Origin of the sequence: Cryptosporangium phraense (genome assembly GCF_006912135.1) — a bacterium.
Lineage (GTDB): Bacteria > Actinomycetota > Actinomycetes > Mycobacteriales > Cryptosporangiaceae > Cryptosporangium > Cryptosporangium phraense.
In genome coordinates, this window is the sequence record NZ_VIRS01000017.1 from 98,913 (window position 1) to 122,038 (window position 23,126).

General features: G+C 71.5%; 19 protein-coding genes. 7 read left to right on the forward strand and 12 right to left on the reverse strand.

Annotated features, from left to right (window positions below):
• Positions 1-46 precede the first annotated feature (46 nt).
• The 4 genes from FL583_RS23385 to FL583_RS23400 are packed head-to-tail and all read right to left on the reverse strand — an operon-like array spanning position 47 to position 2,378.
• Positions 47-418, reverse strand: coding sequence for a hypothetical protein (locus FL583_RS23385; RefSeq protein ID WP_142706945.1), 372 nt, complete (start codon positions 416-418; stop codon positions 47-49).
• A complete protein-coding gene (locus FL583_RS23390; RefSeq protein ID WP_142706946.1) occupies positions 415-1,662 on the reverse strand; it encodes a WXG100 family type VII secretion target in 1,248 nt (415 codons plus the stop codon). Before FL583_RS23390 ends, FL583_RS23385 begins: the two co-directional genes overlap by 4 nt.
• Entirely contained in the window at positions 1,655-1,969 is a 315-nt protein-coding gene (locus tag FL583_RS23395; protein WP_205752385.1) for a type VII secretion target, read from the reverse strand. The genes FL583_RS23390 and FL583_RS23395 overlap by 8 nt, the downstream gene beginning before the upstream one ends.
• Positions 1,959-2,378, reverse strand: a complete 420-nt coding sequence (locus FL583_RS23400; protein WP_142706948.1) for a YbaB/EbfC family nucleoid-associated protein — start codon at positions 2,376-2,378, stop codon at positions 1,959-1,961. Before FL583_RS23400 ends, FL583_RS23395 begins: the two co-directional genes overlap by 11 nt.
• 878 nt (positions 2,379-3,256) lie before the next feature.
• On the opposite strand from FL583_RS23400, the gene FL583_RS23405 reads away from it, so the two are divergent.
• The 5 genes from FL583_RS23405 to FL583_RS23425 all read left to right on the forward strand — a co-directional run bounded on the left by FL583_RS23405 (position 3,257) and on the right by FL583_RS23425 (position 8,525).
• The gene (locus FL583_RS23405) at positions 3,257-4,054 is read left to right on the forward strand and encodes a hypothetical protein (RefSeq protein WP_142706949.1); all 798 of its coding nucleotides are present in this window, start codon (positions 3,257-3,259) and stop codon (positions 4,052-4,054) included.
• A gap of 68 nt (positions 4,055-4,122) precedes the next feature.
• Entirely contained in the window at positions 4,123-4,647 is a 525-nt protein-coding gene (locus FL583_RS23410) for a hypothetical protein (protein WP_142706950.1), read from the forward strand.
• A complete protein-coding gene (locus FL583_RS23415) occupies positions 4,644-5,768 on the forward strand; it encodes a sensor histidine kinase (protein ID WP_142706951.1) in 1,125 nt (374 codons plus the stop codon). The genes FL583_RS23410 and FL583_RS23415 overlap by 4 nt, the downstream gene beginning before the upstream one ends.
• Positions 5,765-6,403 (forward strand): response regulator transcription factor, encoded by a 639-nt coding sequence (locus FL583_RS23420; protein WP_142706952.1) that lies wholly within the window; start codon positions 5,765-5,767, stop codon positions 6,401-6,403. The genes FL583_RS23415 and FL583_RS23420 overlap by 4 nt, the downstream gene beginning before the upstream one ends.
• Positions 6,404-6,467: 64 nt before the next feature.
• Positions 6,468-8,525 (forward strand): MMPL family transporter, encoded by a 2,058-nt coding sequence (locus tag FL583_RS23425; protein ID WP_142706953.1) that lies wholly within the window; start codon positions 6,468-6,470, stop codon positions 8,523-8,525.
• Here the strand turns inward: FL583_RS23425 and FL583_RS23430 are convergent.
• The 4 genes from FL583_RS23430 to FL583_RS23445 all read right to left on the reverse strand — a co-directional run bounded on the left by FL583_RS23430 (position 8,418) and on the right by FL583_RS23445 (position 17,073).
• The gene (locus FL583_RS23430) at positions 8,418-12,497 is read right to left on the reverse strand and encodes a DUF7507 domain-containing protein (RefSeq protein WP_142706954.1); all 4,080 of its coding nucleotides are present in this window, start codon (positions 12,495-12,497) and stop codon (positions 8,418-8,420) included. The two genes, FL583_RS23425 and FL583_RS23430, sit on opposite strands and share 108 nt — an antisense overlap.
• Before the next feature lie 72 nt (positions 12,498-12,569).
• A complete protein-coding gene (locus FL583_RS23435) occupies positions 12,570-14,465 on the reverse strand; it encodes an ABC transporter ATP-binding protein (RefSeq protein WP_205752386.1) in 1,896 nt (631 codons plus the stop codon).
• A 200-nt stretch (positions 14,466-14,665) separates the two neighbouring features.
• Positions 14,666-16,402, reverse strand: coding sequence for an ABC transporter ATP-binding protein (locus FL583_RS23440; RefSeq protein ID WP_142706956.1), 1,737 nt, complete (start codon positions 16,400-16,402; stop codon positions 14,666-14,668).
• On the reverse strand, positions 16,396-17,073 hold the full coding sequence (locus FL583_RS23445; RefSeq protein ID WP_205752387.1) for a TetR/AcrR family transcriptional regulator: 678 nt from the start codon (positions 17,071-17,073) through the stop codon (positions 16,396-16,398). Before FL583_RS23445 ends, FL583_RS23440 begins: the two co-directional genes overlap by 7 nt.
• 156 nt (positions 17,074-17,229) lie before the next feature.
• Here FL583_RS23445 and FL583_RS23450 point away from each other — a divergent pair, with 156 nt between their 5' ends.
• Together FL583_RS23450 and FL583_RS23455 are read left to right on the forward strand one after the other, a co-directional pair.
• Entirely contained in the window at positions 17,230-17,724 is a 495-nt protein-coding gene (locus tag FL583_RS23450) for an Hsp20/alpha crystallin family protein (protein WP_142706958.1), read from the forward strand.
• 174 nt (positions 17,725-17,898) lie between these two features.
• On the forward strand, positions 17,899-18,504 hold the full coding sequence (locus tag FL583_RS23455; protein ID WP_142706959.1) for a TetR/AcrR family transcriptional regulator: 606 nt from the start codon (positions 17,899-17,901) through the stop codon (positions 18,502-18,504).
• Here FL583_RS23455 and FL583_RS23460 read toward each other — a convergent pair.
• The 4 genes from FL583_RS23460 to FL583_RS23475 are packed head-to-tail and all read right to left on the reverse strand — an operon-like array spanning position 18,501 to position 23,019.
• Positions 18,501-19,112 carry a hypothetical protein gene (locus tag FL583_RS23460; protein ID WP_205752388.1) on the reverse strand — a complete coding sequence of 204 codons (612 nt, stop codon included), beginning with the start codon at positions 19,110-19,112 and terminating at the stop codon, positions 18,501-18,503. The two genes, FL583_RS23455 and FL583_RS23460, sit on opposite strands and share 4 nt — an antisense overlap.
• Positions 19,099-20,718 carry a substrate-binding domain-containing protein gene (locus tag FL583_RS23465; protein WP_142706960.1) on the reverse strand — a complete coding sequence of 540 codons (1,620 nt, stop codon included), beginning with the start codon at positions 20,716-20,718 and terminating at the stop codon, positions 19,099-19,101. The genes FL583_RS23460 and FL583_RS23465 overlap by 14 nt, the downstream gene beginning before the upstream one ends.
• A 2-nt stretch (positions 20,719-20,720) precedes the next feature.
• Positions 20,721-21,887 carry a toxic anion resistance protein gene (locus FL583_RS23470; RefSeq protein ID WP_420843184.1) on the reverse strand — a complete coding sequence of 389 codons (1,167 nt, stop codon included), beginning with the start codon at positions 21,885-21,887 and terminating at the stop codon, positions 20,721-20,723.
• A gap of 16 nt (positions 21,888-21,903) precedes the next feature.
• Positions 21,904-23,019: a hypothetical protein gene (locus tag FL583_RS23475; RefSeq protein WP_142706962.1), complete on the reverse strand. Its 1,116-nt coding sequence runs from the start codon at positions 23,017-23,019 to the stop codon at positions 21,904-21,906.
• Between the last annotated feature and the right edge of the window lie 107 nt (positions 23,020-23,126).

The following is a 23,126-nucleotide window of genomic DNA, read 5'->3' on the forward strand; positions in this document are numbered from 1 at the left end:
CGGTGCGCTCAACGCCACCGAAGCGTGTGCGGTCTCGCCGACGGCGCTATCGGAGCCTGCCCGGATGCGCATCCTCGATTCGATCGACCTTCAGATAGCGCAGCAGACGTCGCTGATCGTCGTCCTCGAGCCCGGCGAATGCCGCATAGGCGACGCTGCGAGGATGAGGTGCTTCAGCTGACAGCAACGAAATAATTGCTGCCCAGGCGAGGGATACCAGGTGGAAGAGACGATCGTTCTGTAGTAGTGACAGTTGGGTGAGCGCGCCCAGGCGGTCCGCCGCGTCCGTGTCGCTCCTGGCGCGGTCGCCTAGTTCGAAGACCGCGCGGGCGCGGTAGAAGTGTCCGGACCGGACTGCCTCCTCCAACTCCGCGTTGCTCAACTCGTGGACCGGCAGCACCGGCGCGTCGAAGGTCATCCCTCTGCCTTCCGAACGAGGGTGTCGTACACGTCGCGTTTCTCCTGCTCCAGGATCTCGACGGATCTATGGTCGCCGATCGACCTCGCGTATTTGATTTCGACGTCAAAGGCTCGTGCCTCAGCGGTGTAGGTGGTCGCCGGATCGGAGAACCATCCCCGGTAACCGATCCATCCGGCCTCATGATCGTCCCGAAGATGCCTCATCTCGTGTAGTAGGGCGCCGTAGGACGATTCCGGATCCAGAATGAGTTGGCCGCGGTCTCCCGGGCTCAGGCCCGGGGCGTATGCCATTTGACCTTGTTCTTCGAGAACCTCAACGCCAAGCCGCTTGGCTTCCGCGATCTCCGCCGCATATTCCGCCGGATGAGTTTCTCGTGCTGATCCTCGCTCGCGTAGCGGGTCCTTGTCCGAATGGCGCAGGAGACCACGCCCGGGTGCTCTTCGCGACTGGGGTCGGGTCGGAGGCGGATCTGGGACATGCACTCGGCGCAAGACGTTGCGTAGGGAGCCGATCAGATCTTCTAGGCGGCGGATCATCGGGGCCAGGCGGCGGAGGCTGGTTAGTAGGGCGTGTAAGAGGCTGGTGATACGGGCTATCCACTTCGAGGCCAGGGTCGTGACCTGGGTGATCACCCATGGGGTGGCCAGGCCTAGGGTGAGGCCCTCTTCGGCCAGCCACTCCCAGAGACGCACCGCTAAGACCGAGACGAACTCGGCGATCAGGTCTCGGACGAACGTGCGGACTGCGGCTACCAGGAGCCCGGCGCCCGTCGTGATCTCGGCCAAGGCGGTGGCGGCGGAGCTGAGTGCGTGGAGGGCGTCGCCGTGGTGTCGTGCGGTGTGGCGGTAGGCGTCGGAGGCTGGGCCGGTCCAGGTGTAGACGTCGGCGCTGACGGCCAGGTCCAGGGCTCCTCGCTCGGCCGACGCCCGGGCGGCTACGTTGCGCCAGGTACCGGCGTAGGCGGTGATCTGGTCCGGGTCGCCGGCCAGGGCGTCGAGGGCGTCCGAGAGTGGCTTGAGGTGTTCGATCAGCCAGCCGACTCCCCAGGCCACCAGCTGGCCGAGCGGATCCGTGACGAAGACCAGGGCGTCGAGCGACGTGGCTACTCCGCCGATCGTGGTGTCTATCCAGCTGCCGGTGCGGAAGCCGGTGACGAGTTGGTCGATGTCCTCGGCGATCGGGACGCCGCTGAAGGATCTGGTGGTGTCCTTGCGGGCGACGATCAGGTCGTTGTCAGCCATCGGGCATCAGGTCCGCCGAGCTCTGGTCGGCGACTTGGTAGCCGTCGGCCGCGTTGCGGAGGTCGTCGGCGGTGCGCGAGAGGGCGTCGGCCGCGTCTCGGAAGGCATCGACGGCGCCGTGTTGTAGCGGGTCGAAGAGGGTGGGGAGCTCGGCGCAGAGGATGCCGTAGGCGGCTCGGCCCAGCTCTACGGTGAGTGCGGCTCGGCGGGCGCCATCGACGCCGTGCGCTACGTCGTCGATGCTGCGGGCGTGGCGCACGACGTCTGCGGGGCTTACCCCGAACGCATCCTCGCCGTCACCGGGCACGCCCACCACCCGGCCACCGCCCGCCGTCGCCCGGCCGGAACGCAGCCCCTTCGTCCGGGGACGGGAAACGGGCCTGGTAGCTGCGGACGATCGTGCGGGCCGTCTCGGAGTCCGGGCCGACCGTTCTGGCGGCTATCTCGGCGACTCGGCCGGCGAGTTCTGCCTGGGCTCGGCGCATCGTCGTCAGGATGTCGGCGGCCAGGCGGTCGACCGGCCAGCCTCGGACGGCGTCGGTCAGCCGTAAGTCGGTGACCGCGCCGGAGGCCGTCACCGTCACCACGACACCCGCGGACCGCGCCGAGACCGAGAGCCCGGCCACCTCCTCGGCCATCTGCATCGTGCGCTCCGCGCGCTCTGACGCCGCTGCTGACCAGTTACGGACCCAGTCCTCACCGAGACCGAATTCCATTGCGCACCCCCGTTTCGGTGATGGGTTGCACGCGTCGAGTGACGAAAGAGTTCAACGATTTGATCGCCGATGCGGTGACGTGCTGTTCGCGGTGGCCGGGGAGCCTGTTGGGTGCTGCTCCAGTCAGCGATCGGGTTGTTGTCAGCCGGTGGGGCCGGATCGACTGGTTGGCCGTGTGCGGCCGGCGGACCAAAACGCCCCGAGACCCTGATCGGCCTCGGCCTCGGCCCTGTCACCGTCACCGTCACCGCGCCCGGCATCGCCGATGCACTCGCCTCCGCGACGGGCTGGCCTCCGTGACGGGCTGGCCTCCGCGACTCGGCTGGCCTCCGCGGCGCGTTCAACCGCCGCGGCGCGCTGACCTGCGCCCTCGCGCCGAGGCGACGGATTGCGGAGCTTGCGGTGCTGCACCGTGCTCGGCATCGCCGATGCCTTCGCTCCCGCGACGGGCTGGCTTCCGTGATGCGCTCGACCTCCGTGACGCGCTCGACGTGCGTGACGCGTTGAGCTGTGCGCGCTCGCTCCGCTCGTGGGAAGGCGACGGAGCACGCTCTGCTGCGCACTGCGTTCGCCGACGGCTCGAGCCCAGGCCGCGGCCGTCATCGGCCCGTGGTGCTGACCTCCCCGGACACCGCGACCCGCCAGGTCGCGATCCGGCCCGCGGCCGACGACGCGACGCAGGTCAGCGACCGCTATCGATGAGGGGTGCTGGCGCGCCGGCCCCCGACGGGACGACGCCCGCGTCACAGCTGGCGGCCCGTCGACGGGTCCGGCCGCGGGAGTTGGCCGACCGACGCCGCTCGGAAAGCCAATCAGCGCAACGATCGCCCATCCGACAGATGCGTGCGGATCCGGGCGTACGGGGCACACTGGGGCCCATGAGGTTGATCAATGCAACCGTGCGCCTCGGTGCAGCCGGTCTCGTGCTCCTCGCCGCGGCTGCCTGCGGCAGCTCCAGCGACAACTCGGCCACGGCGTCCACCCCGAGCCAACCGCCCCCCACGACCACCCCCGCAAAAACCGAGCCTCCCGCAAAAACCGAGCCCCCCGCAACAACCGAGCCCTCCGCCGGCAACGGCTGCTCGCCCAACGACACCAAAATCCCCGCCAACGCCAAAACCGCCACCACCGCCGACCTGGACCTCGACGGCGCCCCCGACACCCTCTGGCTCGCCGACGTCTCCGGAAAGCGGACCCTCGGCGTCAAGACCGCCACCGGCGCCACGTTCTCGACCACGTTCACCAGCGCCGCACCGCAGGCCGCCACCGCGATCGGGCAGAAGCTCGCCCCGGCCGGCCCGGCGATCGTGCTGCTGAACACCGGCCGGTCCGTCTCCCTCTACGACGTCGTCGACTGCCGGCTGGTCCCGACGACGAACGCCCAGGGCAACCCCTACACGTTCGACCTCGGGTTCACCGGCTACGGCACCGGCGTGGGCTGCGTCCGCAACGACACCGGCTTCACCCTCGTCGGACGGCTGTCGACGCCGGCGAAGTCCGGCGGCGGGCACCAGGTCACGCAGACGGAGATCGTGCTCCGGGACTTCGGCCGTCAGGCCCGCAACGGAACCACGACGACCCTGGCCGCGCACGCCGCGGACGACAGCGACGTCGAGAAGCAGGCACACGAGGTGACCTGCGGCCCAGGCACACCGGTCAGCGAACCCCAGAGCTGAGAACCCCCACCCGGGGCACCAACCGGGGGTGGTACTGGCCGAAGCCGGAAACAACGACAGTCGAGGGCATGACGCCCACCACGGCCCTCGACATCGCGCTCGGCCTCGCGCTCCTCGCGTACATCGTCTCCCGGCAGCTCCGCTGGATCCCGGTCGACACCTCGAAGATGTGGCGGATGCCGCTGATCCTTGGCATCGCCGGCCTGTTCCAGCTGGCCGGCCACCGGACCGCCGTCACGACGGCCGACGTCACGATCCTCGTCCTGTCCGCGATCCTCGCGGTCGCCTCCGGCGTCGCGATGGGGACGACGGCCCGCTTCCGGCCGATCACCACGATCCCGGCCAGGCCGTCCCGCGACGGCACGATGCCGACGGTCGAGAGCCGGGTCGGCTGGGTCGGCGTCGGGCTCTGGTTCGGGCTGATCGGTTCCCGGATCGCCCTGGACCTCGTCGGGACCCACTTCGGGGCCACGTTCGCCACGTCGGTCGGCGTGATCCTGCTGATCGTCGCGGTGAACCGGGCCGTCCGCACGCTGGTCTTCTCGGCGCGGCTCGACCACCACATCGCGGGTGGCGTGAGAATGGGCGCGTGATCCCCGCTCGGCGCCGGTCCCTCTCGATCGCGCTCAACCTCATCGGGGCCGCATTCATCTCCTACGACCTGATCGACCGGGCCCTGCGCGACGATCCGCCCTGGATCGCCGCGCCGGCCTGGTTGGCGATCGCCTGCTGGGTGACGGTCACGTTCCTGCCCGAGCACTTCGCCCGCCGCCGGCTCGGGCTCTACGTCGTGATGATCGTCACCGGCTCGTTCGTCGCCTGCGCCACCAACGTCCTGGGGTTCGTCCCGGCGGTCGCCGGGCTGATCCCGTTCATCGGCCAGGTCGGCCGCTCCTGGCGCGCGATCGGCGTCGCCGTCGCCGGGTCCGCCGCGTTGCTCTCGCTCGGCGCGCTCGCGGTCGGCGCGCCTCCGTCGTTGCTGGTCACCGCCCTCTCGTTCCTGCTCGTCATCTGCGTCGGCGGCCTCTCCCGGCGGCAGTACCGGTCGGCCGAGGCCCAGTCCCGCGTCCTGCTGGAGGAGCGTCTCGCCGTCGAACAGGAACGCGCGCTGGTCGCGACCCTCACCGAACGGTCGCGCATCGCGCGCGACCTCCACGACGTGCTCGCGCACTCCCTCGGCGGTCTGGTGATCCAGTTGGACGCGGTGGACGCACTGCTCGAATCCGGACGGACCGACGACGCGCGAAAGCGGGTGATCGCCGCCCGGGAGCTCGCGGTGTCCGGCCTCGACGAGGCCAAGCGCGCGGTGTCGACGCTGCGCGAGCCGGCCGACTCGGTCGAGGCCGTGTGCGCGGAACTCGTCCGGACGCACCGGGACCTCGGCGGCGAGATCACGGTGGAAGAGTCCGGCGAGCCGGTGTCGCTGGCTCCGGACGCGCGGGTCGCGTTCCGGCGTGCGCTCCAGGAACTGCTGACGAACACCCGGCGGCACGCGCCCGGCTCGCCGACCACGCTCCGTCTCGAGTGGACGCCCGAGGGGCTGACGGTCACCGCGTCGACCGCGCCGGGACCGCCGCCGGCCTATCCGACGCAGGGTGGCGGTCACGGTCTGGCCGGGATGCGTGAACGCGTCGAGGGCGCGGGCGGCGCGATGATCGTGCGCCGGGAGCCGGCGTTCGCGGTGGAGCTGACGTTGCCGAAGGGTGCCTCATGATCCGGGTGCTGGTCGCCGACGATCAGGCGATCGTGCGGGACGGGCTGGTGACGCTGCTCGACCTGGCCGACGACATCGACGTCGTCGGGGCCGCGTCGGACGGGGAAGAAGCGGTGCGCCTGGTCGCGGACGCGCACCCGGACGTCGTCCTCATGGACCTGCGGATGCCGAACGTGGACGGGGTGGAGGCCACCCGGCGGATCCGGGAGCGGTTCCCGGGAACCGCCGTCCTGGTGCTGACGACGTACGCGGACGACGAGTCGATCGGCGGGGCGCTCCGGGCCGGAGCCCGGGGCTACCTGACGAAGGACACCGGGCGGGCGGAGCTGGCGGCGGCCGTGCGGGCGGTGGCGGCCGGGCAGTCGACGTTCGCCCGCGAGGTCGGGGAGCGGCTGATCGGCGGGTTCTCGGCCCCGCCGCCGGCCGGGGGCCTGCGTGAACGTTTCCCGGCGCTGACCCCGCGTGAGATCGACGTGCTCGACGCGATGACCCAGGGGCACAACAACGCGGCGATCGCGGCCGAGCTGTTCCTGTCGGTCGCGACCGTGAAGAGCTACGTGAACACGCTCTTCGCCAAGCTCGGCGCCCGCGACCGGGCCCACGCGATCGCGATCGCACTCGGCCGCGACAGCTGACTCCACCCCGGTGCCACCCGTGGGTGGTGCCGGTCCACCCGGGCGCGCGCCGACGATCGGCGCCATGGCTGGATCAATCGAACGGATCGGCGGCTTCTGCGCCCGCCGGCGGTGGTGGGTGCTCGTCGCCTGGATCGTCATTCTGGTCTCGGCGGTGGCCGGGGCCGCCCGGTTCGCGGAGCCGCTGACGTCGGAATTCGCGATCGCCGGCATGGAATCGACGGACACCCTCGACCAGGTGCATCAGGAGTTTCCGGCGTCCGGGGCCGACGGCGGCCGGGTCGTGGTGGCGGGTCCGCTGACGACGACCGACGCCGCGGCGGTGACCGCGCTGGGCCACTCGCTGGCAGCGGTACCGGGGGTGGCGGACGTCTCCAAGCTCACGCTCGCGCCGGGCGGGAGAGTCGGTTTCTTCGACCTGACGCTCTCCTCCGACAACGTGCCCGGCGGGGTCGCCGCCGCGGTGCGCGCGGCCCGGGCGTCCGGGCTGCAGGTGGAGGCGTCGTCGGGGCTGGCCGGTGAACCCGCGACGTCGAGTTCCTCGGCCATCGGGATCGTGATCGCGCTGGTCGTGCTGCTGATCACGTTCGGATCGCTGGTCGCGGCCGGGCTGCCGCTGCTGACCGCGATCCTCGGGCTGGTCGTGAGCCTGGAGACGATCCACGCGATCACGGCGCTGGTGTCGCTGAACTCGGTGGCGCCGACGCTGGCGATCCTGCTCGGGCTCGCGGTCGGGATCGACTACGCGCTGTTCGTCGTCAACCGGCACCGGCAGCAGCTTCGGGCCGGGTCGGCGGACGTGACCGCGTCGATCGCGGCCGCGATGGGGACGGCCGGGACCGCGGTGTTCTACGCGGCGCTGACCGTGATCGCGGCGCTGGCCGGGCTGGCCGTCGTCCGGATCGGGTTCCTGACCCAGATGGGGCTGGCCGCGGCCGGAGCGGTGCTGGTCGCGATGGTCATGAGCCTGACGCTGACCCCGGCGCTGCTGGCGTTCGCGGGCCGCCGGATCGTGGGGAGGCGCCGGGCGGCCGGGACACCGCACCGGTTCGCGCACCGGTGGGCCGCGGTGGTGACCCGGTACCGGGTGGTGGCGGTGATCGGGTCGGTGCTCGTGCTCGCCGTGCTCGCGATCCCGGTCGCCGGGCTCCGCCTGAACCTGCCCGACGACGGCACCGACCCCTCGTCCGCGACCGACCGCAAGGCCTACGACCTGATCGCCGACGGCTTCGGCCCGGGCGCGAACGGCCCCCTGCTCGTTCTCACCACCGACCGCACCGCGGCGGCCCGGATCGCCGCGGTCGACGACGTCGCCCGGGTGGTGCCCAGCGGCGTCCACGGCGACGACGTCCTGCTGACCGTGATCCCGGCCAGCGGGCCGTCCGACGAGGCGACGGCCACGCTCGTGCGCGCGCTCCGCGACGACGGCTGGCGGGTGACCGGGCAGACCGCGGTCGCGATCGACATCTCGCAGCGGCTGGCGAACGCGCTGCCGGTGTACCTCGCGCTGGTGGTCGGGTTCGCGTTCGTCCTGCTGCTGGCGATCTTCCGGTCGATCCTGATTCCGCTGACCGCGACGCTGAGCTTCCTGCTGAGCCTGGGGGCGGCGCTCGGGTGCACGGTCGCGGTGTTCCAATGGGGGTGGCTCGGCTCGGCGTTCGGCGTCGATCCGGCGGCGCCGTTGCTGAGCTTCCTGCCGATCCTCGTCATCGGAGTCCTGTTCGGACTCTCGATGGACTACGAGATGTTCCTGGTGTCCGGCATGCGGGAGGAGTTCGCGTCGCACGGGGACGCGCAGCGCGCGGTGACGTCCGGGTTCGCGCGCGGGGCGATGGTGGTCGTCGCGGCGGCGCTGATCATGATCGGGGTGTTCGGCGGCGGGGTCGTGCGGGGGGACGGGACGATCCGGCCGATCGCGTTCGCGCTGGGTGCGGGCGTGCTGACCGACGCGTTCGTGGTCCGGCTGGTGCTGGTCCCGGCGACGATGGCGCTGCTCGGCCGGGCCGCATGGTGGCTACCGGGGCGGGCTCTTCCGGGTGAGGGTGGTGATCATTCCTCCGACGAGGAGGAACAGGGCGCCGAGCAGCGCGAGGCCGCCTACCGCCCGGCCGGTCGCCGCTAGGCCCGGCCGCGGCCCCGGGGTCGCGGCCGGCACCGCGGCCGAGGCGGTGTCGTTCTTGTGGTCGGGATCCAGCGGGTACACGGCCGCTGCCCTCGCCGAAAGCGTCCACGGCTTCGCCCCGGCCCGCAGGCGCAACCGCAACACCGGCGCCGCTCCCGGCGTCAGCGCCCCGACCGTCCACCGCCCGTCCGAGTACGACCCCACCGACGGATCCGCGCCGGCCGGGCCGGGGCCGGTGGGCATCCGTACCGTGACGGTCACGCCGGAGGCCGCGTCCGGGCCGGTGTTCGAGACCGTGACGACGGCGTCCACCGCGGCCGGGCCCGAGCGCGTCACCGTCACCGACGTCGCCAGGTCCGCGCCCGGAATCCAGGCGACGGCCTGGGCCGCGTTGTCGCTCGGATCCGGGTCCAGCGCCCCCGACTGCGTGATTCGCACCTCGTTCACCGCCCGGGCCACGTAAGTCACCGCCACGATCACGGTCAGCGTCGCCGATGCCCCGTCGGCCAGCGTCCCCACCGACCACACCCGACCGGCCCGGTCGAACGTCCCCTGGCTGGTCGTCACCCCGATGATCCTCGCGGACAGCCGCATCGGATCGATCGCCTCGACGTCGGTCGCCGGGCTCGGCCCCGCGTTCGAGACTGTCACCGTGTAGGTCAGGACGTCGCCGATCTGCGCCTCGGCCGGGCTGACGGTCTTGGTGATCGACAGGTTCGCCTGCGGCTGCACGGTCAGCGTCAGCGACGTCAGGTCGTTCGACGCGTCGACGTCCCGCTCGTCGACCGACGCCAGCGAGGCGGTGCCGGTGTACTGGCCGGCGGTGGTCGCGGTGACGGTGGCGGTCAGCCGCGCGACCGCCCCCACGGCCAGCGTGCCGATCGTCCAGACCCCGGCCGGGTCGATCGAACCGTCGCCGTTGGCGCCGGTGACCGCCACCCCGGCCGGTACCGAGCTGTGGACGACCACGGCGGTGGCCACGTTCGGCCCGCGGTTCGTCGCGGTCAGGGTCACGGTCGTCCGCTCGCCGACGACCAGCGTCGACCGGCCGATCGTGGCGTGCACGGCCAGGTCGACCGGCGTCGGCGACGCGGAGAACGACGCGTACGCGGTGTTGTCGGCCGGGTCCGGGTCCACCGTGCCCGGATCCTCGGCCGCCGCCACGTTGCCGACCGTCCGCGCCGCACCGACCCGCACCCGGAGCGTCAGCGTCGCCGGAGCGGCCCCGGCCGCCAGCCCGCCGACGTCCCACCGCGCGGACCCGACGTCGACCGTGCCCTGGCTCACCGAGTAGCCGACCAGCACGTCGGCTCCGAGCGCGCCGAGCCGCTCGCGCACCACCACGGCCGGCGCCGGATCCGGCCCGGCGTTGGACACCCGGACCACGTACGTGACGACGTCACCGACCGAGACGCCGGCCGGGGACACGGTCTTGGTGATCGACAGGTCGGCCTGCGCGGGCCGCACGGTCAGCTGGGCGGTGTCCACGTCGTTCAGCGGGTTCGCGTCCGCCGGGATGGCCGAGACCAGGGCAGCCGTCACGCTCACGGTGCCGGACGCGCTCGGCCGGACGACGAGGTCGAGCGTCGCGGTGGCGCCGACGGCCAGCGCGCCGATCGTCCACCGGCCCGAGGACGCGTCGTACGCGCCGGTCGACGGCGTCGCCGAGTCGAGCGTCAGCAGGCTCGGCAGCGGCACGGCGACCGCGACCGCCGTCGCCGCGCGCTGCCCGACGTTGTGGGCGGTCACCGCGATGCGGGTCGGCCGACCGGCGCGCGGCGCGAAGTCGCTGTCGAAGGCCGTGACCGCGAGGTCGGTCGCCGGCGTGGACGCGTTGAGCGTCACCGAGGCGCTGTTGTCGGCCTGGTTCGCGTCCGGCTGGTCCGTCCCGGTGATCGTCGCGCCGTTGGTGACCGCCCCGGCGCTCACCACGTCCGCGGCCAGCGTCAGCGTCCGGCTGTCGCCGGACGCGAGGAGCGGAACGGTCCAAGCGCCGGTGGCCGCCGTGTAGGTGGTTCCGACGCCCGCTACGGACGAGACGTACGCCAGGCCGTTGGCGACCTGATCGCTCACCGTGACGTTCCGGGCGGCGCTCGGGCCGGCGTTGCGCAGCGTCACGGTCAGCGTGATCCGGTCGCCGACCGCCGGCGACGTCGGCGACGCGACCAGCGTCAGCCCGAGATCGGCGCGGATCGGGATCGACGCCGTGCCGGTCGCGCTCACCGACTGCCCGATCGGGGTGACCGCGGCGGCGGTCGCGGTGTTCGTGATCGTGCCGGCCGCGGTGATCGTGCTGTCGGCCAGCGTCGTCGACCCGGTGCAGGTCGTGCTCGCCCCCGGCGCCAGAGTGGCCGCGGCGCAGCTGATCGAGCCGGTCGTCACCCGGTTGTCGGTGACGGTCAGGTGGTCGAGCGCGGCGCCGCCGGTATTCGTCAGCGTGTAGGTGTAGTCCACGGTCTGGCCGATCTGGTACGGCCCGGCCGTCGCCGGCTGGGTCGTGACGCTGAGCGCGGCCCGCACCGGGACGGTCAGCGTGCTGGTCACCGGTGTGAGCGGGAGCCCGGCGAGGTCGGCGGACGCGGTCGCCGTGCTGGTGATCGCGCCCGCGCTGACGTCGGCGGCGGTGACCGTGTGCGTGCCCCGGCAGATCGTGGTCCCGCCCGGGTCGGGCAGCGCCGGGACCGTCGTCGCGTCGCAGGTGATCGCCGTGGTGGAGCCCGAGTCGGTCACGACCAGGTTCGAGATCGTCCCGAGGCTGCCGTTGGAGACCATGAACTCGTACGGCACCGCGGTGCCTGCGGTCAGCGTCGCCGGGAGCGGCGTGCCGGCCCGGCTGACCTGCTTGACCAGGCGCAGGTCTCCGAGCCGGTTGATCGTCGAGGCGGTCACGTCGCTGATCAGGTGGACGTCGGTCGCGCCGCCGCTGGACGCGGTGAAGCCGAACTTGTAGCTCGACGGCGGGTTGTCGGGCGCGGGCACGTCGAGAATCTGGTGCCAGCTGTCGGCGTCGCCGTACCGGATCAGCACGACGACCCGGGGGTTGGGCGCCGGCGTGACCTGCACGTTGACCCAGCGCCGGGCCACCTCGGGGTTCGCGGTCGTCACCCGCAGCGTGTCGGTGAGCGTGCTCGTCGGCTGCCCGGGCGGGCCGGTGGTGGTCGAGGCCAGGTAGCAGTAGCCGGTGGTGCCGCTGCCCGACCCGCGCAGCGTGACGACGTTCCGCTCCAGACGGTCGCTGTCGCTGGAGCCGGACCGCTGCCCGGCCGGGCAGCCCTGGCCGCGATTCTCGACGTCGCGGAGGAAGTTGCCGTAGACGTCGAAGCCGAGTCCCAGGTAGCCGCCGGCGACGCCCGGGTTGGCGCCGCTCTGCGCGTACCCGAGGCTGCCCCCGTATCCGCCCACCGAGCTGGCGCCGGTCGAGCCGTCGACGAGGAAGAACGCCAGCCCGTCGCCGGGGTCGACGTCGGGCGCCGGCTGGCTGTACTGGTACTGGGCGAACGTCACCGAGAGCCCGGCCGGCGCCGGGATCGGCCGCTGGTAGACCGCGGCCGCGGTGGCGTTGACCCGGGCGTCGGTGAGCTGCAGGTAGCCGGGCGCGGCCCCGGCCACCGGCGCCGGCCCGACGCCGGTGGCGGCGCAGCCCGGGATCGCCGCCGAGCCGCTCGACGGGCTCGGCGCGGCGCTGCCGGGGGCGGCGCCGGTCAGGCAGGTCTGGCCGCTGACCGCCCAGTTCGGATCGGGCACCGACGAAGAGTGGAAGTCCTGCCCCAGCACGGCGGTACCCCCGGTCGGGGGCGCCGCCGCAGCTGCCACAGTCGCCGCGGCCACCCCGGCCGCCGTCGTGGCTGCGGCCGCCGCCGTGGCCGGGAACCGCGGACCGGGCAGTGGGGCCAGGACGAGCGCGCCCGGCATCACCAGGGCTAGCAGGGCCGCCGCACAGGCGGCGAGCCGGAGCCGCACAACCCTCCCCATCGCCGTGTTCGCATCCGTCAGAATAGGCGAAAACGGACGTTAGGCGAGTGTGCGCGCGGCTCCGGGGCTACCTCATACGTCGGCGACCGGCTGCGCGAACTGGGCGTTGTACAGGCGGGTATACGCGCCGTCGGAGCGCAGCAGCGAGTCGTGCGTGCCCTGCTCGACGATGCTCCCGTTCTCCATGACGAGGATCAGGTCGGCGTCCCGGATCGTGGAGAGCCGGTGCGCGATCACGAAGCTCGTCCGGCCCTCGCGCAGCGAGTTCATCGCCCGCTGGATCAGCAGCTCGGTGCGGGTGTCGACCGAGCTGGTGGCCTCGTCGAGGATGAGGATCGCCGGCTCGGCCAGGAACGCCCGCGCGATCGTGATGAGCTGACGCTCGCCCGCGCTGACCGACGAGCCCTCCTCGTCGAGCACCGTGTCGTACCCGTCGGGCAGGGTCCGGACGAAGTGGTCGACGTGCGTGGCCTCGGCCGCCGCGACGATCTCGGCCTGCCCCACGTCCCGGCGTGAGCCGTAGGCAATGTTTTCGGCGATCGTGCCGCCGAAGAGCCAGGCGTCCTGCAGCACCATGCCGGTGGCCGCGCGCAGGTCGGCGCGGTCCATCGTCGCGATGTCGACGCCGTCGAGCGTGATCCGCCCGCCGGTGACCTCGTAGAAGCGCATCAGCAGGTTGACCAGCGTCGTCTTGCCCGCGCCGGTCGGCCCGACGATCGCGACGGTCTGCCCCGGCTCGACGCTCAGCGACAGGTCGTCGATGAGCGGCTTGTCGGGGGAGTAGCGGAACGAGACGTGCTCGAACGCCACCCGTCCGGCGACCCGCTCGGGCCGGGCCGGGGTCTCCGGGTCGGGATCCTGCTCCACCGCGTCCAGCAGCGCGAACACCCGCTCGGCCGACGCCACCCCGGACTGCAGCAGGTTCGCCATGCTCGCGACCTGGGTCAGCGGCTGGCTGAACTGCCGCGAGTACTGGATGAACGCCTGTACCTCGCCGAGCGTCAGCGCCCCGGACGCGACCCGCAGCGCGCCGACGACCGCCACCAGCACGTAGTTGATGTTGCCGATGAACATCATCGCGGGCTGGATCAGGCCGGAGATGAACTGGGCCCGGTAGCTGGACTGGTAGAGCGCCTCGTTCTGCGCGGTGAAGACCTCGCGGGCCTCGTCCTGCCGCCCGAACGCCTTGACCAGCGTGTGCCCGGTGAACATCTCCTCGACGTGCCCGTTGAGCTTGCCGGTGGTCGACCACTGCCCGATGAACTGGGGGCGGGCGCGTTTGCCGATCCGGCCGGCGACGAACGTCGAGAGCGGGATCGTGATCAGCGCGATCACCGCCAGCAGCGGCGAGATCCAGATCATCAGGCTCAGCACGCCGACGATCGTCAGCAGCGAGATGATCACCTGGCTGAGCGTCTGCTGCAGGGTCTGGGCCAGGTTGTCGATGTCGTTGGTGACCCGGGACAGGATCTCGCCGCGGGGCTGCCGGTCGAAGTAGTTCAGCGGCAGGCGGGAGAGCTTGGCCTGGGTGTCCTCGCGCAGCCGGTAGACCACGCGCTGCACGACGACCGTCGTCACCCGGCCCTGGAGCAGGGCGAACAGCGACGCGGCCAGGTAGATCACGAGGACGATCAGCAGCACGCGCCCGACCGCGTCGAAGTCGATGCCCCGGCCCGGGACGACGTTCGTGCCCTGGACGATGTCGGCCAGCGTGCCGTCGCCGCGGTCGCGGAGGCTCTGGACGGCCTGTTCCTTGCTGATGCCGGGCGGGAGTTGCCTGCCGATGACCCCGGCGAAGATCAGGTCGGTGGCGTGGCCGAGGATCTTCGGGCCGGTCACCGACAGCGCGACGCTCACCGCCGCGAGGAACAGCCCGAGCGCCATCAGCGGACGCTCCGGCCGCAGCGTCGCCAGCAGCCGGCGCGCGGACCCCTTGAAGTCGAGCGCCTTCTCGCCCGGGCCGCTCATGAACCGTGCGGGACCCGGACCGGCCGCCGGGCCGCCCGGGCCGCGCGCTGCGGTCGGCCGCTCCCCGACCGCGACCGCCGTAGCGGCCCCTGGCCCCCCGGGCCCTCCCGGCCCCGCGGCGGCCCCTCCTGGCCCCCCGGCCGCCCCCGGCGGCCCTCCCGGCCCGCCTCCGGGACGCGATCCATTGCTGGACGGCGCGGTCATGCCGCGGCCTCCTGTTCGGTGAGCTGGGAGAGCACGATCTCCCGGTACGTGTCGTTGGTGTCCATCAGCTCGGCGTGCGTGCCGGTGCCGACCACGCGTCCCTCGTCGAGCACGACGATCCGGTCGGCGTTGCGGATCGTGCTGACCCGCTGGGCCACGATGACGACGGTCGCCCCCGCGGTCTCCCGGGCCAGCGCGGCTCGCAGAGCGGCGTCGGTCGCGTAGTCGAGGGCCGAGAACGAGTCGTCGAACAGGTAGATCTCCGGCCGGTGCACGAGCGCCCTGGCGATCGCCAACCGCTGGCGCTGCCCGCCCGAGACGTTCGACCCGCCCTGGGCGATCGGGGCGTCCAGGCCCTCGGGCAGCGTCCGGACGAACCCGGCGGCCTGGGCGATCTCCAGCGCCCGCCAGAGCTCCTCGTCGGTCGCGTCCGGATTGCCGTACTTCAGGTTGGACGCGACCGTGCCGGTGAACAGGTACGGGCGCTGGGGCACCAGCCCGATGACCCGGGCCAGGTCGTTCGGCGCCAGCTCGCGGACGTCGATGCCGTCGACCAGCACCGCGCCCGCGGTGACGTCGGACAGGCGGGGTACCAGGTTGAGCAGCGTCGTCTTGCCGCTGCCGGTGCTGCCGATGATCGCGGTGACCTCGCCAGGGTTCGCGACCAGGTCGACCTCGCACAGGATCGGCTGCTCGGCCCCCGGGAACTGGAACGTCGCGCCGCGCAGCTCGAGATGGCCGTGCACGTCGCCCAGCGGCGTCGGGTTCTCGGGCGGCACGACCGTGGTGCCGGTGCCGAGCACCTCCTGGAGGCGCTCCGCGCTCACCTCGGCCCGCGGCGCCATCATGAACATGAACGTGGCCATCATGACCGACATCAGCGTCTGCATGAGGTAGCTCAGGAACGCGGTCAGCGCCCCGATCTGCATGTGGCCGGCGTCGATGCGCTGGCCGCCGAACCAGAGCACGGCGACGCTGGAGATGTTCACGACCGCCATCACGGTGGGGAACATCAGCGACATCAGCCGGCCGGCCCGCAGCGAGACGTCGAAGAGCTCCTCGTTGGACTTCTCGAAGCGCTTGCGCTCGTAGGGCTCGCGGACGAACGCGCGGATCACCCGGATGCCGGAGATCTGCTCGCGGAGCACCCGGTTGATGTCGTCGAGCCGCACCTGCATGAGCCGGAACTGCGGCCGCATCCGGCTGATGACGATCGCGATGACGACGACCAGCACCGGCAGCGCGACCAGCAGGATCGAGGCCAGCGGGATGTCTTGGTGCAGGGCCAGCAGGATGCTGCCCACGCACATGACCGGCGCCGCGATCACGATCGTCAGCGTCATGACGACGAGCATCTGGACCTGCTGGACGTCGTTCGTGATGCGGGTGATCAGCGACGGCGTGCCGAACGTGCCGACCTCCCGCGCGGAGAACGACTGCACGCGGTCGTACAGCGCGCCCCGGACGTCCCGGCCGAGCGCCATCGCGACCTTCGCGCCGACGTACACCGCGCCGATCGAGCAGACGATCTGCGCGAGGCTCACCGCGAGCATCACCCCGCCGAGCTCCATGATGTAGCCGGTGTCGCCCTTCACCACGCCGTTGTCGATGATGTCGGCGTTGAGGGTGGGCAGGTAGAGCATCGCGAGCGTCTGCAGCAGCTGCAGGACGACGACCACGAGCAGCGGCCGCCGGTACGGCCGCAGATGTGTTCGCAACAGGGAGATCAGCACGCCTGGCTCTCTCGTTCGGACTTCTGGTGGGGAAACGGAGCATCCTCCAGCGCCCGCGCGGCGGGAGCTACCCGCTCGAGCGCGGCGCGCAGGAAGTCAGTGAACGGCAGATCGCCGTCATCGCGAAGCCAATATTCGCCCGCGGCCCGGATCGCCCCCGCGAACGCGCCGCCGACCACCCGGGCGGCGAGCGGATCGCAGCCGGTGCGCCCGGCGATGACCTCGGCCAGCAGGAACTCGACCATCAGGGAGTTACGCAGGTATTCGGCGCGCATCGCCTCGGTCGCGGCCAGCATCCGGGTGATCGCCTTGTCGTGCTCGCCCTGCCCGCGGACCTCGAGGATCGTCTCGCACAGCACGCGGTCGAGCGGTTCGCCGGGCGGCCGGGCCGTCAGAGCGGCCCCGAGGGCGTCGGCCCAGCGCATGCGGACCGTGCAGATCGCCTGCTCGCGGCTGGAGAAGTAGTTGTTGAACGTGCGCGGGGAGACGCCGGCGGCCGCCGCGATGTCGTCGACCCGGACGTTTCCCGGACCCACCTCGAGCGCCAGCTTGAAGGCGGCCTCGCCGATCGCGTCGCGGGTGGCCTGCTTCTTCCGCTCCCGCCAGGTGACGAGACCGGACGAATGATGCTCGATCTCGACCGGAAACTCCGGGTACTGCACGTCGCTCACGGCGATCACCGTACGCCGCTGTTGCGGGCCACGCAAATTTTCTAAATCCGCAATTTTGCGAGATCCGCACTGTGCTTGCGATCACATGGAGAGCCGGAATTGAGTCGGCCACGCTCAAGTTTTCTGACAGCGAGAGATTCTACTGAAGGAGACATCATGAGCATCACTCTCTGGACGCGCCGGGACCCGTTCGCCGAGTTCGACGCGCTGGTTCGCCGGTCCTTCGGCCCGACGGCCACTGCTCGTCCGACCGTCTTCACCCCGGCCGCCGAGGTCACCCGCGACGGTGACGACGCGGTCGTCCGCCTCGAGGTGCCGGGTCTGGACGTCGAGAAGGACGTGACGGTCGAGGTCACCGAGGGTCGGCTGGTCGTCCGGGGCGAGCGCCGGGACGAGCGCAGCGAGGAGCGCGACGGCCGTTCGTTCAGCGAGGTTCAGTACGGCTCGTTCCGCCGGACGTTCCGTCTGCCCAAGCACCTGACCGCCGACGCCGTGTCCGCGTCCTACGATGCGGGAGTACTGACCCTCCGCGTGGCTGGTGCTCACGAGGCTCCGGCGGCCCCCGAGGCGCGGCGGATCGCGATCGCGACGGCTCCGGTCGTCGAGGCTCCGGCCTCGGACGAGCGTGTTACCGACGAGTCCGCAGTTTGATCCTGATTCAAAATCCGGGTCGGATCCGCTGAGGGTCCGGCGCTTTTTCTGTCTCGCTATGCGGGAATTGCAAGTGCTCGCTTCGCTGTGTGACCCCATGAACGCGTTCCGGTGCGATATCACTGTTCGGGGGAGCGACCAGCGTCCCCACGCGACGAAACGGGTCACACAGCAATGACGACGAAGCGACGTGGGAAGAGCCGCGAGATCGCCCGGTCGGCTATTTCCGTCCTCAGTGAGCACGGAGTCCGGAACGCCCGGTTAGCTGACATCGGCGCAGGACTCGGCATGACCGGGGCGCATCTCCTGTACTACTTCGAGAGCAAGACCGACCTGTTCATGGCGGCGCTGCGGATCGTCGAATCCGACCTGCGCGAGAAGGCCGTCGCGGCCTTCGCCGATCTCCCCACGGCCCGTGAACGCTGGCAGTGGCTGCTCAACGCGGCTGCGCCCAGCGGCCTGCGCGACAGCAACCTGATGATGTGGCTCGAGGCCTGGACCGAGGCGGTTCACGACCCGGCCGTGCACCAGCTCATCACCGAGCTCGAGGCCGACTGGCAGGGCCTGGTCCGCGAGGTCCTGCAGTACGGCAAGACGACCGGCGAGCTCGACGCCGACCTCGACGTCGACACGTTCATCGAGGGCTTCTCGGCTCTGCTCGACGGGCTGACGATTCGGGTGGTGATCGGGTACCGGCCGGTCGACAAGGCCCGCATCGTCCAGATCTGCGAGCAGTTCGCCGAGTCCCAACTCCGCTGGAACACCGCCGCGACCGTCTAGGGGCCCTCGAGCGGGTTCGGGCGGTCTTCTCGTTCCTCCAGGTAACGCGTGTGGTCGGCGAGCCGCTGTTCGTCGGCGGCGTACACCGCCTCGGCGACCCGGCGGGCGTCGTCCCGGATCAGGTTCAGCTGCTTCATCAGCTCGGCCGACGGCCGACCGCCCCCGTACCACCGGGGCAGCGCCAGATAGGACTCCAGCGACGTCGGCAGGTCCGAGCGCACCACGCGGGACACCGCGTAGGCCTGATCGGGGCTGCCGGCCAGCGCGGCCGGCCGGTCGAGCACCCCGAGCAGCAGCTCCGCGGTCTCGCGGACCCGCTCCAGCGCACCCGCGGGCAGCCGCCCGCTCACCGCGTCCACGCGCTTGACCAGCGTGGCCAGATCGGCCCGCACCGCGGCCGCGTCCTCCGACGAATCACCCGCGACCACCAGCCGCACGCGCTCCGACGGCGTCGCCAGCGCGCCGGCCGCGTACAAGCCGACGGCCATCACCCACCACCAGGCACCGCCGAAACCGGCGGCGCCCAGCCCTAGCCCGACCAGCCCGCCCAGGCACCCGACGATGTTCTTCCGGGAGCCCAGGTAGACCAGGAACCTATTGGTAGCCACGGATCTCCTTGAACACCGTGGTCAGCGAGTCCGTGTGGGCGTCGAACGTCCGCCCGCCGGTCAGGGTCGCGATCTGGTTCATCTCGCTCTCCCGGCTCTCGCCGAACAGCACCGGGTACACCGGGATCGTCCGCTGCGCGGCCGGATACCCGGCGAACGACGTCCGGAAGTCGTCCAGCTTCGGTCCGCTGGTGTTCTCGCCGTCGGTCATGAGGACGATCGACGTCACCGGGCCGTCCGTCGTCGGGCTCGTCCGGAGCAGGTCGTAGGCCCGGTCGAGCGCGCCGTAGACCGCGGTGCCCCCGTCGGCCTTGAGCGCCGACACCGCGCTCCGGATGCGCGCCAGCGCGGCGTCCGGATCGCCGGCCGGGACGGTCACCGTCACCGGGGCCTTCACGCTCGACGAGAACGCGAGCAGCGTGACCTCCTCCCGCGCGCGGAAGCGCGCGAACCGGCCCGTCAGCGTCGTGTCGGCCCCGGTCAGCCCGGTGAGCGCGGCCCGGAGCCCGTTGATCCGCTCGCCCTTCATCGACCCCGACGTGTCCAGCACGTACACCGTGCGCGACGGACGGCGGATCTCGTTCTGGTACGCCGACAGCAGCGCGTCGACGGCGTCCCGCCGGGCCGGGAACGGCAGCTCGATCAGCTGTGCGGATTTGAGCGGCTCGGGCAGCGGCACGGTCGGCTCGATCGGCCGCCTGCGCGTAGCGTCCAGAATGGCCTTTTGACGCTCGGCCGACCGCAGGTCGGTCACCACCCGGGTGAACGCGTCACGCGCGGACGGCGAGGCCGAGTCGAGCAGGGTCAGCGGGTAGTCGGCGGTGACGACGCCGTCGCTCGGGTAGATGAGCGTGAGCGGCTCCGGAAGCTTCGCGGTCGCGTTGAGTGAGAGCAGCACCGACTCGTAGTTGATCAGCCCGTCGACCGGGGCACCGGGCGACTTGCCGGTCGCGCGCTTCACGTACGCGTCGGCGAGCCAGCCGGAGGACCCGGCGGTCAGCGTCTGACCGGCGAACATCGTCTTCAGCCGGGGACCGACCTTGGTGACGTCGGCGGTCGTCAGTGCGTCGCCGGCCCCGGAGAGCGCGGCCGCGACGCCGACCAGCGCCGAGAAGCCGGTGTTGGACGCGGACGGGTCGGTCATGCCGAAGCTGAACTTCCGGGCCGCGGCCGCCTCGGCGATCTGGGCCCAGCTCGGCGCCTTGCTGCTCCAGCCCAGGCGCTGCGCGACCGACCGCTTGACCCCGAGGACGACCGGCGAGGTCATGATCTTCTCCTGCGTCCGCAGGTGGGTGCGGGCCTCGGGCAGCAGGCCGAGGTACCGGTTGGACGAGAACCAGACCGCGTCGTACTTCTTGCCCGCGCTCCCGTCCGCGACCGCCTGGGCTCCGTCGAGCGTGCCCGCGTAGTCCAGCTGCACGGTGACGCCGGTCTCGGTCCGCAGGTCGTCGAGGATCGGCTTGAGGTCCTCGAGCTCGCTTCCGGCGAGCACCCGGAGGGTGGTCGGGCTCGACTTCCCGGACGCCGCCGGCGCCGGGTCCCCCGAACTGCTCGTGCAGCCGGCCGCGAGCGCTACCGCGGCCATCAGGACGGCGAGCCTGCGCACGCTCAGCCTTCCAGCTCGGTGCGGCGCGACCGTTCCAGGTAGGCGGACGACCGCTGCAGCTCGCTGTTGAGCGTCTCGACGGTGGTGGACATGCTCTCGACCGCGCGCGCCTTGAACGTGTCGATGCTGTCCAGCGTGGTGTAGATCTGGTCGAACGCGGCCTTGAGCGTCGCGACGCCGACGGCCGGGTCGGCGGCGATCTGCTGGATCTGGCCGCTCTGGGCCGCGAGCATCGCCGCGTTCGAGCGGATCAGGTCCTCGGTGGTGCCCTTGAGCGCGGTGACCTGCTCGATCACCATCTTCTGGTTCGCCAGCGCCTGAGCGATCGTCACCGCGACCCGCAGCGCCGAGACCGTGGTGGTCGACGCCCGCTCGACGCCCTTGATCAGCTCGTCGTTGCTCCGCCGGATCGTGTCCATGGCCAGGTACCCCTGGGCGCACACGGCCAGCTGGACCAGCAGGTCCTGGTACTTCTGCCGGACCGGGAACAGCACGTCGGCGCGGAGCGCGTCGGCGTGCTGGGGGTCGCTGATCGTGGCGATCTTCGCCTCGACCGCGGCGTCGAGCGCCTGGGCCAGCACCGCGTACTCCTGGAGCTTGCCCATCGTGTCCCAGAGCCGGGTCCGCTCGCCCTGGATCGCCGCGTTGTCCCGGCGCAGCTCGTCCTGGCCGCTGCGCAGCGCGGTGACGATCTTGGTGATGTTCGTGTTCGCCGACTGGTATCGCGAGACCAGGTCACGCAGCTTGTTGCCGAACGGCAGCTTGGAGAGCAGCTTCCGGCCCTTGGCGTTCGGGTCGCCCGGGTCGAGGTCCTCGACGACCCGGCGCAGCTCGACGAGGTTCTTGCCGACCCGCTGCTGGGCGTCGGCGCCCTCGCCCTTGGCACCGGCCAGCGTGCTCAGCGACCGGTCGAGCATGCGGTTGGTGACCTGGGCCGAGGCCCGGACGTCGGAGTCGCCGAGCGTCGAGACCGAGTTGACCCGGCTGAGGAACTCCGGCGTGCGGGGGTCGAGGTCGGCGATCGAGTCGACGAACGTCGCGGCGCGCTCCTCGAGCTGGGACCGGGTTGCGTCGGCGATCGGGACCAGCGTGGCGGCTCTCTCGACGGGGATCGCGGCGACCGGCTCCGGGGGAGTCAGCACCAGCGGGTCGGGCTCGGGCGGGGTCAGAGTCAACGTGGTCCTCTCAGCGGTCGTACGCGCCGGCGATCGCGGTCAGCAGGCGCTCGAGCGTTTCGTAGGTGGGGGGTTCGACGACGTCGACCAGGTCGCGGGCCACCGGCGCGGCCGGGGCACCGGCCTTGGACAGGACGTCGGTGAACGTCTTCGGGCTCGCGGTCCGGAAGCCGAACGTGGCCGCCAGCTCGGTCAGCTTGGGATCGTTGGTGAGCAGATCACCGATCTGGTTGCCCTCGGGCTTCAGCGGGACCAGCGTGTGCTTGGACAGCACGGTCGGCGAGGGGTAGATCAGCGTCATGTCGGGCCGGATCGAGCCGTCCTTGCGGTTGAGCCGGTCGACGTACTGGGCCTCGTAGATCATCACCAGCGGCGTCTTGCTCATGCCGATCGCCAGGTAGTCCTCGAACGGGCCTTCGGACGAGCTGTCGGTGTAGCCCTGGTTGAGGAAGAGCTTCGCCAGCGCCGGGAGCACCTTCTGCTCCTGCGCGGCGCTCTGCACGACGTCGTCGCCGTTGAGGACGTAGGACGCGATCGCGGTGTACATCGCGGCCGAGTTCGACGACCTGGGGTCGGTGGTGCTCAGCAGCACCGACTTCTTCGCCTGGTACGCGGTGTTGCCCGGCAGGCTGTTCCACCGGGTGCCCTTGGCGACGAGTTCGAGGTACTTCTCCATGTCCAGCACGGTGTACGAGCCGCTCTTGCGTACTACGCCCGCCCTGGTCAGGGTCTCGACGATCGGCGTGAACGTCGCCACCGCCATCGGCGAGGAGAACGGCGTGTAGACCCGGCCGGCCTTGCGCAACCGCTGGATCTTCTCGCCGGCCGGCGCGCTGGACGGGAACGCGAACGCGTACTGGTCGAGGTTCACGGTGGTCGCGATCTCCCGCGACCCGGCCGGGTCGACCTGGACGTCCAGGCAGTGGGCGGCGAAGGCCGCTTTCACTCGGGAGTCCGCGAAGAACGCGGACTTCTCCGAACCGACGACGCCGCGGACCGTGGTGGTCTTCTGGCAACTGGCCGTGGTGGTGGCCTGGTCGCTGCCCCGGTCGCGGCCGAGGATCGCGACGACTGCTACTCCGACGACCAACACCGCCGCGAGCGCGATGCCGAGCCAGCGTCTCAACCGCTTTTCCTTTCGGCCGATCGGGGGAGGGACCGCTGTTCAGCCCCTCGACTCGATCGTGGCGCGGCGGGACAAGGGATGCCGAGTCGATCGGCCAACGGAGGGCG